Source organism: Actinoallomurus sp. NPDC052274 (genome assembly GCF_040679475.1).
Taxonomy (GTDB): domain Bacteria; phylum Actinomycetota; class Actinomycetes; order Streptosporangiales; family Streptosporangiaceae; genus Actinoallomurus; species Actinoallomurus liliacearum.
Window position 1 is genome coordinate 1 of record NZ_JBFAUT010000020.1, and the last position, 14,446, is coordinate 14,446.

General features: G+C 71.7%; 12 protein-coding genes, 1 pseudogene and 1 riboswitch. Of the genes and pseudogenes, 6 read left to right on the top strand and 7 right to left on the bottom strand.

Features of this window, described 5'->3' with window-relative positions:
* Nucleotides 1–100: 100 nt before the first annotated feature.
* The 4 genes from AB0K82_RS18660 to AB0K82_RS18675 form a co-directional block, all read right to left on the bottom strand.
* Entirely contained in the window at nucleotides 101–409 is a 309-nt protein-coding gene (locus AB0K82_RS18660; RefSeq protein WP_364398376.1) for a hypothetical protein, read from the bottom strand.
* Nucleotides 410–535: 126 nt separating this feature from the next.
* Nucleotides 536–1,135, bottom strand: coding sequence for a hypothetical protein (locus AB0K82_RS18665; RefSeq protein ID WP_364398378.1), 600 nt, complete (start codon nucleotides 1,133–1,135; stop codon nucleotides 536–538).
* 268 nt (nucleotides 1,136–1,403) lie between these two features.
* Nucleotides 1,404–2,003, bottom strand: coding sequence for a GNAT family N-acetyltransferase (locus AB0K82_RS18670; RefSeq protein WP_364398380.1), 600 nt, complete (start codon nucleotides 2,001–2,003; stop codon nucleotides 1,404–1,406).
* An 80-nt stretch (nucleotides 2,004–2,083) separates the two neighbouring features.
* Nucleotides 2,084–2,686, bottom strand: coding sequence for a superoxide dismutase (locus tag AB0K82_RS18675; protein WP_364398381.1), 603 nt, complete (start codon nucleotides 2,684–2,686; stop codon nucleotides 2,084–2,086).
* Between the two features lie 154 nt (nucleotides 2,687–2,840).
* Nucleotides 2,841–2,986: riboswitch (cobalamin riboswitch) on the top strand.
* 135 nt (nucleotides 2,987–3,121) lie between these two features.
* Between AB0K82_RS18675 and AB0K82_RS18680 the strand changes: the two genes are divergently transcribed.
* The 6 genes from AB0K82_RS18680 (at nucleotide 3,122) to AB0K82_RS18705 (ending at nucleotide 9,606) form a co-directional block, all read left to right on the top strand.
* Nucleotides 3,122–3,643 (top strand): hypothetical protein, encoded by a 522-nt coding sequence (locus AB0K82_RS18680; protein WP_364398382.1) that lies wholly within the window; start codon nucleotides 3,122–3,124, stop codon nucleotides 3,641–3,643.
* Nucleotides 3,640–4,560 (top strand): ABC transporter substrate-binding protein, encoded by a 921-nt coding sequence (locus AB0K82_RS18685; protein WP_364398383.1) that lies wholly within the window; start codon nucleotides 3,640–3,642, stop codon nucleotides 4,558–4,560. The genes AB0K82_RS18680 and AB0K82_RS18685 overlap by 4 nt, the downstream gene beginning before the upstream one ends.
* Entirely contained in the window at nucleotides 4,557–5,645 is a 1,089-nt protein-coding gene (locus AB0K82_RS18690; RefSeq protein ID WP_364398385.1) for a CbiQ family ECF transporter T component, read from the top strand. Before AB0K82_RS18685 ends, AB0K82_RS18690 begins: the two co-directional genes overlap by 4 nt.
* A complete protein-coding gene (locus AB0K82_RS18695; protein ID WP_364398387.1) occupies nucleotides 5,642–7,237 on the top strand; it encodes an ATP-binding cassette domain-containing protein in 1,596 nt (531 codons plus the stop codon). Before AB0K82_RS18690 ends, AB0K82_RS18695 begins: the two co-directional genes overlap by 4 nt.
* A 63-nt stretch (nucleotides 7,238–7,300) precedes the next feature.
* Entirely contained in the window at nucleotides 7,301–8,149 is an 849-nt protein-coding gene (locus AB0K82_RS18700) for an ECF transporter S component (protein ID WP_364398388.1), read from the top strand.
* Entirely contained in the window at nucleotides 8,149–9,606 is a 1,458-nt protein-coding gene (locus AB0K82_RS18705; RefSeq protein ID WP_364398390.1) for a prenyltransferase/squalene oxidase repeat-containing protein, read from the top strand. Before AB0K82_RS18700 ends, AB0K82_RS18705 begins: the two co-directional genes overlap by 1 nt.
* 162 nt (nucleotides 9,607–9,768) lie before the next feature.
* Here AB0K82_RS18705 and AB0K82_RS18710 read toward each other — a convergent pair.
* The 3 genes and pseudogenes from AB0K82_RS18710 to AB0K82_RS18720 all read right to left on the bottom strand — a co-directional run.
* Nucleotides 9,769–10,410: pseudogene (locus tag AB0K82_RS18710) on the bottom strand (hypothetical protein); the annotation flags it as partial.
* 641 nt (nucleotides 10,411–11,051) lie between these two features.
* A complete protein-coding gene (locus AB0K82_RS18715) occupies nucleotides 11,052–11,993 on the bottom strand; it encodes a LysR family transcriptional regulator (RefSeq protein ID WP_364398392.1) in 942 nt (313 codons plus the stop codon).
* An 803-nt stretch (nucleotides 11,994–12,796) separates the two neighbouring features.
* Nucleotides 12,797–14,035, bottom strand: coding sequence for a glycosyltransferase (locus tag AB0K82_RS18720; protein WP_364398394.1), 1,239 nt, complete (start codon nucleotides 14,033–14,035; stop codon nucleotides 12,797–12,799).
* Nucleotides 14,036–14,446: the final 411 nt, after the last annotated feature.

Consider the following 14,446-nt stretch of genomic DNA (forward strand, 5'->3'; position numbering starts at 1 on the left):
AATCACCCAACGCCTGCCGGAAATAGGAATATCCGCAGGCCAGTGCCCCTATTTCGAGCTTCCCACCTCTCGTACCGGTGTCAACGCAGACGAGAGAGCTTTACTCTCCGGCATGGCTCCGGTGATCGATTCGCGCCTCGGCGGCGAACCCGTGGGCGGCTGCGTGCGCCGTGCCCACCGCGATGAGCAGGAGCACAGCCAGGAGGAAGGCGTACGTCGGGATCGCGAACAGAATTTCCACCTGGCGAACGCCGCGGAGGTTCCCCGCGAGCGAAACGGCGTTCCGAGGTTGTCGCCGGCCAGGACAAATTGGATCAAAGCGCCAAATCTCGTTGGCCGGCTCGTCGCGGAAGCAGCCGAGCACCGGATCGACCGGCAGGGCCCGGTCCGCGCGCCGTCCGGCGAGCACCGATGCCCAGCGCCGGCCGCCGCCGGGCGGTACCCAGTTCCCCGGTTCCCTGTTCCTCACGAGCTGCCATCGACGCGACCGAAGCCGCCCATGCGTCGCGCGGTCACCCTCCGCCGGGCCGGCCGGTCACCGTCGCGCGGCTAGTTCCCTGAGTCGCTCGGCGTCAGCGATCAGCCCGTACACGAAGTCGCGAGTGCCTGCAGCACCCGCAGGCTCCGCCGAAGTTGCACCGGGGGCGAGGTGGCCGACGAGTCCGGCCCGGCGCCGGCCGGGCGGCTCCGGTGAGCGTTGATCGCGGATGCCGACTTCGGCCTGCGGCGTTGCCGAACCCGGGTAGGGAAAGGCGAGAGCCTCGTCGGCGCCCTGGTCAAGATGGTCGGCGACTTCACGCGCGGCGGTAGCGATGGCACCGACCGGGACGGCGGCGAAGGACGCCGGCGATGTCAGGCGTTCTCGTAGCCGCCGCGCGGCTCTGCCCGTCTCACCGATGCGCGAGATCTGTTCGTCGGGTGACGCAGCCTTCCGCCTGAGCCTGGTGCCGGTCGCTTCGAGCGTGGCGGCGGCCGACGCCGCCTTCCGGTCCGCGCCGCGGATCCGGCACTCGCGCCCCTTGGACGGTTCGGCGACCGCACGCGCGAGAACGGCATGGGTGTGCAGCAACCGGGCCAGCCGCTCGGCTATCCGCCGCTGGATCCCGGCCGGAAACAGCAGTTGTGCGAAGATCATCGCGACGAGTCGCGCAGGCTGAACAGTACGGTCACGACCAGCCAGTGCGGGTGAGACAGGTGCAGTCCGACGGCCAGGAACATGGTCAGCGCCAGCGCCGTACCCATGCGTGCGGCGTGCCGGAACCGGGGTGATCGGGTCCTGACCGCTTCGACGCACCGGGCCCACCAGGCACGGAGCGCCGGCAGTCGTCGCCCGGCGATGCGCCGCTCTTGCGCTAGTAGTCGCGGAGCCGATCGGCTTCGACCATGGTCGCGTTCTCCCCTCGTCAGCCGTTCCGGGCCTCGGCGGCGACCCCGTGGGACGGCGCTTGTGGATGATGCGGCGACAGGAACACCACGATCGCCTCCTCGCCCTCGCGCGGGTGGGTGATCTGGTGCCAGCCGCACTTGCGGTAGAACGGCACCGTCACCGGGGATCTGGTCGAGGTCAGCAGCCAGGTGCCCCGGCCCTCGTCCAACCCGGTGAGCCTGTCCAGCAGGCACCGTCCGATGCCCTGGCCCTGAGCGTGCGGCGACACCGCGAGCTCGTCGATCTTCCGCGCGCCGATCAGCCAGCCGGTGACCCGCTGGGACCCGAGCGCGGCGGCCACCTCGCCGTAGCGCCGATCGGTGGGAAACGGCGCCCGGGTCCACCAGGCGGTTCCGAAACCGACCGGCCGCCCGGCGCTCTCGGCGATCACGGCGACGAAGCCAGGCCGCTGGACGTCGGCGCGCAGCCGCCCAGTGAAGCTCACGGCATTGAACTCCTCCTCGTTCCACGGCGGAGCGCAGAAGGCGTCCCGGTACAGGCCGGCGAGGACGTCGGTGGCGTCCAGCGCGGACGCGCCCTGGTGGAGGGTGAGGTCGATGCGCACACGAGGCTCCACTGAAAGACGGTGAGGCGACGCCTCCCGAACCGGCTGGGACATGTTTCGGAGCATGAAGCCGATTCGGGAGGCGTCGCGGCCTATTTCGCCCGGGCGGCGTCGAAGCGCGCGGTGACGTCCGTCCAATTCACCAGCGACCACAGCTTCTGCACGTAGTCGGGCCGGACGTTGCGGTACTGCAGGTAGTAGGCGTGCTCCCAGGCGTCGAACACCAGCAGCGGCGTGGTGTTCATCCCCACGTTGCCATGGTGGTCATAGACCTGCTCCACCACCAGACGGCCGCTCAGCGGCTCCCACGCCAGCACGCCCCACCCCGACCCCTGCACCGTGGACGTCGCGGTCGACAACTGCCTGGCGAACGCGTCGAAGGACCCGAAGTGCTCATCGATCGCCGCCGCCAGCTCCCCGTCGGGGCGGTCCCCGCCGTCCGGGGACAGGTTCTGCCAGAAGATCGAGTGCAGGACATGCCCGGACAGGTTGAACGCGAAGGTCTTCTCCAGCCCGACCAGCCCGCCGAACTGCTCCTTCTCCCGCGCCTCGGCCAGCCGATCGAGAGTGTCGTTGGCGCCCTTGACGTACGCGGCGTGGTGCTTGGCGTGGTGCAACTCCAGGATCTCCCCGGTGATCGCGGGCTCCAGCGCCGCGTAGTCATAGGGCAGGTCCGGCAGCGTGTACGTCGACATGCGACCACTATTGCAAAGAAGTCGCAGTTACATCAAGCATGCAGCTAGGGTCGCGCCGTCGACCAGGGGATTCGCCGGGCCCGACGCCTGCTGGCCGGTTGCGGTCAACGCTGAAGGGGATCGGATGGGTTACATTCCAGTCGTGTCCCACCAGACGTGATCTTTCGCATCAGGTCGGACGGATAACTACATAGGTTCCCGAGCGGGGGAAGCCGGTCGAAACCCGGCGCTGACCCGCAACCGTAGACGGTGGCCTGTCCATCGTGAGCCGGAATGCCCGCCCGGGGATCAGTGATCGACTCACATCTGTCGAGGTCTACAGGGTGGAGTCCGGGCTACCAGGTCCGTTCCGCCCCCGTCGGCGCGCAGCGCCGCGGGGGTTTCGCGTGCCCTGGTGCCCTGGCGCCCCGGTAGGCCGTTGCCGAAGGGGCAAGGATGCGAAAGCTGTTGGCCGTCGTCTGTTCGACCGGAGCGCTGGTCGGCGCGCTCACCCCCTCCCCCGCGACCGCGACCGGGATCACACCGGCGCGGGCTGGGACGGCGGGCTACTGCCCGGGCGGCACCGGCGTCACCGTGGTGGTGGACTACCAGGCGCTGGGCGGCGCCACGGAGATCCGCTGCGCGCCGGGTGCCCAGGCCAGCGGGCTGGCGGCGTTGCAGAACGCCGGGTTCACGGTCACCGGAACGCAGCGGTGGGGTCTGGCGTTCGTCTGCCGGATCAACGGCAAGCCGACCTCGGCCACCGAGCCCTGCGTCGACACCCCGCCCGCCAGCGCGTACTGGTCCTACTGGCACGCGAGCAACGGCGGCACCTGGACCTACAGCAACCAGGGCGCCAGTACGTACGTGCCCGCCCAAGGCAGCTTCGAGGGCTGGTCGTTCTCCACGAACGCCGGCCCGGACACCAACCCGCCGCCGCGGGTGACGCCGGTGCGCCCTACTCGCGTGCGCGGATGAAGGTACTCGCGGCCCTGATGCTGGTCGCGGGCACGATCGTTCCGGTCGTGCCCGCGAACGCCGTGGCCCGGCCAGGCCAGGCCGGGTTCTGCCCGGACGCTAACGGCGTCACCGTGGTCATCGACTTCCAGGACCTCGGAGGCACCACGATCGTCCGGTGCGCGCCGGGTGCGCAGGCCACCGGGCTGGACGCGTTGCAGCACGCCGGGATCCAGGTCACCGGCACCTCCCGCTGGGGGCTGGGCTTCATCTGCCGGATCGAGGGCAGGCCCGGCCCGGACACCGAGCCGTGCATCGACACCCCGCCCGCCAGCGCGTACTGGTCCTACTGGTACTCCCCGAACGGCGGCTCCTGGCACTACAGCGAATGGGGGGTGAAGAACCGGACGCCCCCGGCGGGCAGCTTCGAAGGCTGGTCGTTCTCCCACAACCGGACCGCCTCCACCAACCCGCCGCCGCGGATCGCGCCCGTTCGACCGGCCTCAACGGGCGGTCACGCGTCCGGCGGCTCGACCGGCTCGACCGGCTCGACCGGCTCGACCGGCTCGACCGGCTCGACCGGCTCGACGGGCTCGACGGGCTCGACGGGCTCGTCAGGGTCGAACGGTTCGGCCGGGTCGAGTGCGCCGGGTGGCGGCTCCGCGACGCGGGGGTCGGGTGGCGGGCCGACGTCGGCGGCGCCGTCCGGGACTTCGTCCGCGAGCGCACCGGCGATCCCCGTCCGGACGCCGGGCCCGACGGACACGCCGGCCGAGGCGCCGGGGTGGACGGGCGGTGACGACCCGAAGGAGCCGGTCGCCGCGACCGAGCACGACGGCGGTGGGGCGTTCGGCTGGACGCTGCTCGGCGTCGGGGTGCTGCTGACGCTGGTGATCTGCGCGGCGTACGGGGCGCGGCTGCGACGGGGTCGCTCGTGAGGCTGCCGCGGCAGTTGCATCCGGGCGCGTGGTGGCTGTGGGCGCTGGGCCTGGCGGCGGCGGCGAGCCGTACGACGAACCCGCTGCTGCTCATCATGATGATCGCGGCGGCGGCCCTGGTGGTCGTCTACCGGCGCGGGGACGCGCCCTGGGCGCTGGCGTTCCGGATGTACCTGGTCCTGGGCGCGTTCATCGTCGTGATGCGGGTGGCGTTCCGCGTCGTCTTCGGCGGCGGTGAGGGCGACCACGTGCTGTTCGCCCTGCCACAGATCCCGCTGCCCGCGTGGGCGGCGGGCATCCGGCTGTTCGGGCCGGTCGCCGCCGAGCAGCTGCTGGGCGGGCTGTACGACGGGCTGCGGCTGGCCACGATGCTCGTCTGCCTGGGTGCGGCGAACGCCCTGGCCAACCCGAAACGGATGCTCAAGGCGCTCCCGGCGGCGCTGCATGAGGTCGGGGTCGCGGTGATCGTCGCGCTGTCGGTGGCTCCGCAGCTGACCGAGAGCGTCGTGCGCGTCCGGCGGGCGCGGCTGCTGAGGGGCGGCGCGCAGCGCGGGATGCGGGCGCTGCGCGCGATCGTGATCCCCGTGCTGGAGGACGCGCTGGACCGGTCGCTGCTGCTGGCCGCCGCGATGGATTCGCGCGGGTACGGCCGGACGGGCGGCGTGCCCCGCCGGATCCGGCTGGTCACCGGCCTGCTCGTCATCACCGGTCTGCTGGGCGTCTGTTCCGGCGTCTACGGACTGCTGGACGCCGGCGCGCCGCCCTATCTGGGCCTGCCGATGCTGCTGACCGGCCTCGCCGTCGCGACGGGCGGGTTCCTGCTGGGCGGGCGCGGGGTGCGCACGACCGTCTACCGGCCGGACCGCTGGCGTACCGCCGAAGTCCTCGTCGCCGCGGCCGGCATCGGAACCGGCGCGCTGCTGTACCTCACCGCCCGGTACGGCGCGACCAGCCTCAACCCCTCGCTGTCCCCGCTGCGGTGGCCGGTCCTCGCGCCGCTGCCGGTCACGGCGGTCGTCGTGGCCGCGCTGCCCGCGTGGGCGGCGCCACCGCCACCGCTCAAGCCCGTGGAGGCCGCCGCGTGATCGAGTTCGACGACGTCACCATCACCTACCCCGGAGCGCGCGAGCCGGTGCTGTCCGGGGTACGGCTGAGCGTGGGCGAGGGCGAGCTGTGCGTCGTGACGGGCCGTACGGGGGCGGGCAAGTCGACGCTGCTGCAGGCGGTCAACGGGCTGGTCCCGCACTTCTCCGGCGGGCACCTGCGGGGCCGCGTCACCGTCGCCGGAGTCGCCACCAGCAGCCGTCCACCGCGAGAGTTCGCCCACCTGGTCGGCGTGGTCGGGCAGGACCCGCTCGCCGGGTTCGTCACCGACACCGTCGAGGCCGAGCTCGCCTACGGCATGGAACAGCTCGCCGTCCCGCCGGAGGTGATGCGCAAGCGCGTCGAGGAGACCCTGGACCTACTCGGCATCGCCGAGCTGCGGGACCGGCCGCTGCGCGCCCTGTCGGGCGGTCAGCAGCAGCGGGTGGCGATCGGCTCGGTCCTCACCGCGCACCCGCGCGTGCTCGTGCTGGACGAGCCGACCTCCGCGCTCGACCCGGCGGCCGCCGAGGACGTCCTGGCGGCGATCACCCGTCTCGTCCACGACCTGGGCGTCACGGTGCTCATGGCCGAGCACCGCCTGGAGCGCGTCGTGCAGTACGCCGACCACATCGTTCACCTTCCCGGCGGCGGCGTCGTCCGCGACGGGCCGCCCGCGAAGGTCCTGGCGGGCTCCGAGGTCGCCCCGCCCGTGGTCGAGCTCGGCCGCCTCGCCGGCTGGGATCCCCTGCCGCTGTCCGTACGCGACGCCCGCCGTGCGGCGCCCGCGCTCCGGCGACGTCTCGCGGACAAGGCACCGGACCGTGCTCATGCGATCGGAGCGCCGGCGCTCCGCGCGCGCAAGGTCGCGGTCCGGTACGGAGAGGTGATCGCCGTACGCGGCATCGACCTGACGCTGCATCAGGGCGAGGTCACCGCCGTCATGGGCCGCAACGGATCCGGCAAATCCTCCCTGCTGTGGGCCCTGCAGGGGTCCGGGCCCCGCCAGGGCGGCACGGTCACCGTCGGCGGGCGGGACCCCAAGACCGCACCCGCACGGACCGCCCGCCGCATCGTCGGACTCGTGCCGCAGACCCCCGGCGACCTGCTCTACCTGGGCAGCGTCGAGGCCGAGTGCGCCCAGGCCGACACCGAGTCCGGAGCGGCGCCGGGGACGTGCCGGCGGTTGCTGGACCGGATCGCCGCGGGCATCGACGGCGACCGGCATCCGCGTGACCTGTCCGAGGGCCAGCGCCTCGCGCTCGTCCTGGCGATCCAACTGGTCGCCGCGCCGCCCGCCGTCCTGCTCGACGAGCCGACCCGGGGCCTGGACTACCACGCCAAACGACGATTCGGGCAGGTCATCACCGAGCTCGCCGCCGAAGGGCACGCGATCGCGGTCGCCACCCACGACGTGGAGTTCGTCGCGAGCGTCGCCGCGCGCGTCGTCGTCCTCGCCGAAGGCGAAGTGATCGCGGACGGTCCGACCGCCGACGTGATCGTGTCGTCACCGGCGTTCGCACCGCAGGTCGCCAAGATCCTCAGCCCGCAGCCCTGGCTGTCCGTCGCCGAAGTGGAACGGGCACTGGCATGAGCGAGCGGAGTGAGCGAATCGAAAACGCAATATCCCCGGTTCCCCTCCGGTGAAGGAGGCCACGTGAACCCGGTACGGATCACCCCGCGGACCGCCGTCGTGCTGCTGCTCGCCTCGGCGGCCGGGGCGGCCATGTTCTTCTGGCCGCTGTTCGCCGCGCCGAAGCCCGAGGCCATGGCGCACACCGCCGACGCCCCTTTGATCTTCATCCTCACGCTGCCGGTGCTGATCGCCATCGTGCTGGCCGAGATGTCGGTCGGCGGAATCGATACCAAGGCCGTCGCGATGCTCGGGGTGCTGTCCGCGGTCAACGCGATGCTACGGCCGCTCGGCGCCGGCACGGCCGGCATCGAGACCGTGTTCTTCCTGCTGGTCCTCGCCGGGCGGGTGTTCGGCCCGGGCTTCGGGTTCGTGCTCGGGGCGACGTCGCTGTTCGCCTCGGCGCTGCTCACCGCGGGGGTCGGGCCGTGGCTGCCCTTCCAGATGATCTCCTCGGCCTGGGTCGGGCTCGGCGCGGGTCTGCTGCCCCGCAACGTCCGTGGCCGGGCGGAGATCGCGATGCTCGCCGCCTACGGAGCCGTATCGGCGTACTTCTTCGGCTTCATGATGAACATGTGGTTCTGGCCGTATACGACCGGCATCGCGACCCACCTGTCCTACATCCCCGGCGCGCCGGTCGGTGCGAACCTGCACCGCTTCGTGATCTTCACGCTCGTCACCTCCACGTTCGGCTGGGACACCGGCCGCGTCATCACCAATGTCGTCGCCATCCTCCTCGTCGGCCCCGCCGTCCTGGCCGTACTGCGCCGCGCCTCCCGCCGCGCGGCGTTCGACGCTCCCGTGACCTTCACCGCCAACGAGCATGAAACGGAGCGGCCACGAGCCGCTCTCTCCCGGAAGGGCCCCGGCTGATGCCGCTCCGTACCCGGCTGTTCCCGGCACTCGCCGGCCTGACCCTGGCGTTCGCCGGCATCGCCCCACACCTCGTCGCGCGGGCGAGCGCCGACGCCACGGCCTCGGCCGACGCCACGGCTGCGGCCTCGGCCGCCGCATGGCTGAAAGGCCAGCTCAGCGACGACGCCATGCCCGGCCCGTTCACCCCCGTCGACTGGGGGCTGACCATCGACACGCTCCTGGCCCTGCGCTCGGCCGGCACCGAAGCCGCGACCGCGGACAAGGTGACCGCGAACCTCGCCGATCACGTGGACTCCTACGCCACCGGCGTCGACTGGGGCATGCCGGAATACAAGATCGCGGGCGCCACCGCGAAGGTGCTGGTCGCCGCCATCGCCTCGGGCGCCGATCCGACGAAGTTCGGCGGCCACGACATGCGGCAGCGTACCCTCGACCTTCTCGCGGGCGCGGACGCCGGAGGTGAGGAAGGCTGGATCAAGACGCAGAACCCCGGCTCGGCGGCCACCGGCGGGAACCTGTTCGACCAATCCCTGGCCGTCATCGGACTGGCCCGCAGCGGGGGCGTGCCCCAGGCCGCGGTGGACTTCCTGGTCAAACAGCAGTGCGACGGCGGGGGCTTCCGGCTGTACCCGGTGGCCGGCGGCGCGCCGTGCGCCGGCGCACCCGCCAAGGACCAGGTGCAAGACGTCGACACCACCGCCATGGCCGTCCAAGCCCTGCTCGCGGCCCACACCGCCGGAGCCGACGGCACGCAGGCCGCCGTCGACAAGGGCGTCGCCTGGCTGCTGTCGGTGCAAAAACCCGACGGCTCCTTCCAGGGGTCGGTGGTGACGGAGTACTCCAACACCAACAGCACCGGCCTGGCCGGGCAGGCCCTCGCCGCCGCGGGCAGGACCGACGCCGCCGACAAGGCCGCCGCCTTCGTCGGCGATCAGCAGCTCACCACCACGAACGCCGGCGCCGCCGACAAGCACATCGGCGCGATCGCCTACACCCCCCAGTCGCTCAAGGAGGCCGAGAGCGGCGGAATCCCCGACAACCAGCTCGACCAGTGGCGCCGGGCCACCGCCCAGGCCATGCTCGCCCTCACCCAGGTGCCGATGGGAGAGATCGGCGAGGGCGGCACGACACCACCGCCCCCGACGACCACCCCGACGCCGCCGACCTCTCCGACGCCGTCGAAGTCGCCACCGGGCGACGACGGAGGCGATTCCCCGACGCCATCACCCTCGTCCTCCAGCAGCTCCCCGACCGCCGCCGCGCCGTCCTCGAACAGCGGGCACGGCGGCCATCTGCCGTTCACCGGCGCGCCGATCGCCCAGCTCACCGCGCTCGGCAGCGGCGGCATCCTGACCGGCGGGCTGCTCCTGGCGGCGACGCGACCCCGCCGCCCTCACAGATCCCCGCGCGGCCGGCCCGTGCCTGCCGGGGGCGATGCCCCTCGTCGAGGCTGACGGTCCTTTCGACGGCGATCTGGTAGGCCGAGACGCGGCGTTCGAAGAAGTTGGACAGTTCCTGGACGTCCTGCAGCTCCATGAACGGGAACGGGTTGGCGGTGCCGTTGTGAAGTAGGCCACCACGTCTGCGGCGCATTCGGGCACGCGCGTGGCCGATACGTGGACGTCGTCGTCGACGGTGTAGATCTTGCCGCCGATGGCGGCCTGCGTCTGCAGGGTCCACTTGTAGGCGGACATCGTGTCGTAACGGTGCCCGGACAGGACCAGCGATCCCCCAGTGCGGTGCGCCCGGGTCTGTTGTACGGGCAGCGGCCAGCCGGCGCATCCGGCGCATCCGGCGCATCCGGCGCATCCGGCGCATCCGGCGCCGAAGTAGAAGGCCGTCACCGGGTTGCGCTTGAGGCGCTGCTGGTAGGCGGTCCAGGCGGCGGAGAAACCGTGCCGGCTCTGATCTTCATTGCAGACTGTCGCCCGGTTCATCGTCATGTTCTGCGTCTCGGGTGCGCCGGGGACGGGCTTGGCCGGTTCGGCACCGAAGATCTTTTTGACGGTGGGCGGTGCTTGGGAGCTGGTCGCGTCCCGCAGCTCGGCGAGCGCCCGGCCGGCCTGCGGCCATTGGGGTGAGGTCGTGCCGGCCAGTTGGGCGATCGAGGCACCGTCGATGGTTCTGTTCAGGTCGGTGAACGTCTTATTAGGGTTGGCGTCATAGTCGTGGCGCAGCTTCAAGACCGCGGCCCGCACCTGCTGCGCGGTGGCGCCCAGGCCGTACGTCGTGTGGTAGCGCGCGAGCCACGCCGCCATACGCGCGAAGTTCCGTTGAACCTGCGCTCACCGAGTGCGGCCCGCACCCGATCCAGTCCCGGGCCACGTTCGCGGTGGTCAGCTGCCCGAGGAAGGCCGGATCGGACCGCCCGCAGGCGGCGTTGTCCGCCGCCACAGCCTCGTAGATCCGCTTGGCCGACGCCTTGGTCAGTGGCCCGGGTCCCACATCGGGAGGAGGCGTACCCTCGCAGGTCGTCTTGGTGCTGTAGTTGACCCCACGGGGATCGAAGCCGATGAGGTCGTACCGGTCATTGAGCCGGGCGATCTCACTGTTCCACGGCGGCGGCCGGCACGGCGATGCTCGGCGGCGAACACTTTCGGGTGCGTCGGCGAACGAAAGATGACCCCGACGGCCTTCGCTGCGATCCGGACACCGAAGAAGCGGCCCCACTGGAGCCGCTTCTCTGTTCAGGGCGCCCGCCCTGCATGAGGGGAGCGCTAGCTCTGCCGGGCTCTGACCTGGCCAAACCGGGGAAACACGTCGGGTGACATCGTGCCTCCTGTGTCCCCGGCGCACCAAGGGACTGGGACAGCGGGGAGGAGGTCAGTCGGCATCCATGTTCCAGCCCTCCGAGCGGAGCGTGCCGATTTCCGTGCCAGATGCGTGCCAGATCGATCGGCTACGCCTTCGGTTCGGGGGCTGACCTGATCAGCTCGGAGGCGGACGCGAGCCTGGGGCCGAGTTCACGGGCGAGCCGCGCGGCCAGCGCGCGGAAGGCCTGCACCTGAGGGCGCGTGTCGTCTCGGCGGCTGGCCAGCGCGCTCTGTGCCCAGGGCGCGTCGATCACGGGCACGAAGCTGATGCCGGGCCAGCGGTAGAGGCGCGAGAAGGAGTGCAGCGCGGCGCCGGTCCCCCGCCCGGCCGACACGCTCGTGAGCACGTCCTGGATGGTCGCCACCTCGTCGACGCCGCAGCGCGGCGGCATGCCGTTGCGGGCCGAGGAGAAGTACAGGTAGTCGGTGAACACCCGAGGCGCACACTCCGGGAGGCAGACGAAGAGCAGATCGAGCACGTCACTCAGGCGTACGGCGTCCGCGTCGGCGACCGGGCCGGTCGAGGGCACGATGAGCACGCGGGGTTCGGTGGTGAGCACGTCGACGCGGAGACGCTCGTCGTCAGGCGGCGGGCGTACGAACGCGACGTCGACCTTGCGCTCGATCAGCGCGCTCGTGTGCTCGGCGAAGGTGATGTTCTCGACGCTGAATGGGGTGTTCGGCTGCACCTTGCGGAAGGCGCGCAGGATGGCGGGCGTCAGCTCGGCGGACCCGGGGGCCATCACCCCGACACGCAGCGGAAGATCTTCATCGGTACGCAGATCGCTGATGGCGTCGGAGGCGGCGTTGGCTGCGGCGAGCATCGTACGGGCGTGCGGCACGAGGCGCTCGCCCGCCGGTGTCAGTGCGATCGGTGAGCGTTCGAGGAGTTGGACGCCCAGCTCGCGTTCAAGCCGCTGGATGTGGCCCGTCACCGCGGGCGGCGACAGGAACAGCCGGGCGGCGGCGCGGGCGAACTGCCCTTCCTCGACAACCGCCAGGAACGACGCTAGCTGCCGTAGTTCCACGCCCTCAATGTAGCGAACGAGTGTCCGATACATCCCCTTGATTCATCATTCGTGAATCTAGTCCGTTTCCCCGGCGGCGTCGGTCTATACCGGAGGCATGACCGCGAACGCGTTCCCCGAGCGCCGCGCCGCCTTCCCGAAGACCACGCCGCCCCCTAGGTGCGGTACGGGACAGGGCGTCTCGGCGACCGGCCGAACCACGGCACCGGCCCCCTCGGCACCGGAGACGGCCGGCGCGTTCGTCGTCCATGCGGCGGTTTCGCCCCCACACGCCGCAAGCTCGCTCACCACCGCCATCGCGTCCTGACCGCCCATCGACCGGCGTCTGCGTCCCCCACGCTCGCCGTGGTCAGGTCCGCCGCACGCGGTGGCGGTGGTGAGCGCTTCTTCCGGTTCCGTCAGGCCGCGGAGCCGGCCAGCCGGCGAGAGGCTCCCGCACCGGCCGGCGGGGCCTACCGCGTCAGCAGGGGCGATGTCACTCCCGGAAAGCGGAAGGCCGGCGGTCCACCCCCTGCCCACCGCGCGTGACCTGCGAGAAGACCCCGAGCGAAGATCGCCCGGGGTCTTGAAGTGGCCGGGTCGAACTCGAAGATCCTACAGGTCGAGAAGCCCCACACGTGGCCCTTATCGTCCGTGGTCAGGCCGCTGATGGAGCGGTCGCCCGGCAGCGGGACGGTAGCGTACTGGACTGTCCCAGTGGCGACGTCCACGGCGACCAGTTTCGCGTCATGCAGCATCCAAGGCCGGCCGGCGCGCTGTCCACCGCTGTTCGCGATCGACCGGATTCTGTGATCTGCGGGGGATCAGCCCGCGGACACCGCGGGCCCGCTCCGGCCGATCATGTCGAGCAGAAGCTTCGCGGCCAGCTCCGCCCCGTCGGTGCGAATCGTCTCGGCCACGGTGGCCGCGCGGGTACCGGTCTCGGGGGCCAGAGCGATCTTGAGCGCGGCCGACAGGGACTCGGCGGTCGGCGTCGGACCGTCGTGTCCGGTGCCGATGCCCAACTCGGTCACCCGGCCCGCCCAGTACGGCTGGTCTGCGACCTGGGGCACGATCACCTGCGGTACCCCGGCGCGGGCCGCCGTCGTCGTGGTGCCCGCGCCGCCGTGGTGCACGACCGCGGCCACCCGGCGGAACAGCGCCTGCTGGTTGACCTCGCCGACGACGAAGCAGTCGTCCCGGTCGTCGATCAGGGCCAGGTCGGCCCAGCCGCTCCCGAGCAGGACGCGGTGACCCTGCGTCCGGACCGCTTCGATGACGGCCCGGGAGACCTCCTGCGCGTTCGCGCCCCGCATCGGCATGCTGCCGAAGCCCACGTACACCGGTTGTGCGCCGGCGGCCAGGAACGCCTCCAGGCCGGCCGGCAGCGGGCGCTCGTCCGGCCGGATCCATGCGCCGGTCTGTGCCACGTCGAGCTCCGGCGTCTCCTGCCACGGGCCCAGGACCGGGTCGGCCGCCAGGAACGGGTGGTCGGTGAAGACATGGTCGCGGGTGCCGTCCACCGGCGGCAGGCCGACCGAGGTCCGGTGGGTGTTGATCGTCTCGGCGAACAGCGCGTTCATGTGCTCCGCGTTAAGGTCCCACAGCTCCCGGTTGTCGGTCACCTCCGCGGGGATCACCTGGCCCGGCCGGGGGCGAGGCGGGTGGTGCGGCGACGGCAGGTAGCACGGGGAGAAGGACGTGAACACGAACGGCGCGCCCAGCTTCTCGGCGGCCGCCCGCGCACCGGCCACGGCCGGGAACGAGCCGGTGGCCACCACCGCGGCGCAGCCCTCGGCCGCCCCGGCGACCGTCTCGTAGGCCATGGCGGTCAGCTCGGCGGCGATGTCGGACAGGCCCACCCGCGCCTTGCCGGAGACGGCCCCCGTCGCCAGCGCGCGGATCGGCCAGCCGACGGGGCTCAGCGGCACGCCGGCACTGTCCAGCAGCTCCGCGAAGTCCGGCGGCGCGCACACCCGCACCTCGCCGCCGAGAGCCTGGAGCCGCAGCGCCAGCCCCGTCATCGGCTCGACGTCCCCGCGCGACCCGTAGGTCACCAACACGACGCGCACTCCGCAGCCCCCACTTTCCGTACGTCCCGGTGTCGAAGGGGAATTGTGCGGTACGACCGGGGCCTTGTGGCAAGGCCCCCCATGCGCTATACGTTGGTAGTGGCAAGGAGTGGATAATCCCCTTGCCCCTTTTTATTGCTTCTCCGCACGGTCTGTGGCGTTGATCTGCGTCCAGAGCACAAGACGGCGGCGCCCCGGACGACCCGCCGAGATAGCGTGAACGACCATGGCATCCCGCTCCGCACTCGGCTGTGAAGATGGCCTACGACTGGCGCCACCGCGCGTTGCCGTACCGTGCGGCCGCGTACGGACGCCTGCCCCTGCAGGTGCCGCTGGTGCTTTGGGGCCTGTCCGTGGCCCGCGACTCCAGGCGAGCGTAAGCGTCGCGGTGGTGGCCGGGGC

Coding starts and splice junctions, on each gene's coding strand:
- AB0K82_RS18665 (WP_364398378.1), bottom strand. CDS start 1,135: ATGATCTTCGCACAACTGCTGTTTCCGGCCGGGATCCAGCGGCGGATA.
- AB0K82_RS18705 (WP_364398390.1), top strand. CDS start 8,149: ATGCCGCTCCGTACCCGGCTGTTCCCGGCACTCGCCGGCCTGACCCTG.
- AB0K82_RS18685 (WP_364398383.1), top strand. CDS start 3,640: ATGAAGGTACTCGCGGCCCTGATGCTGGTCGCGGGCACGATCGTTCCG.
- AB0K82_RS18680 (WP_364398382.1), top strand. CDS start 3,122: ATGCGAAAGCTGTTGGCCGTCGTCTGTTCGACCGGAGCGCTGGTCGGC.
- AB0K82_RS18675 (WP_364398381.1), bottom strand. CDS start 2,686: ATGTCGACGTACACGCTGCCGGACCTGCCCTATGACTACGCGGCGCTG.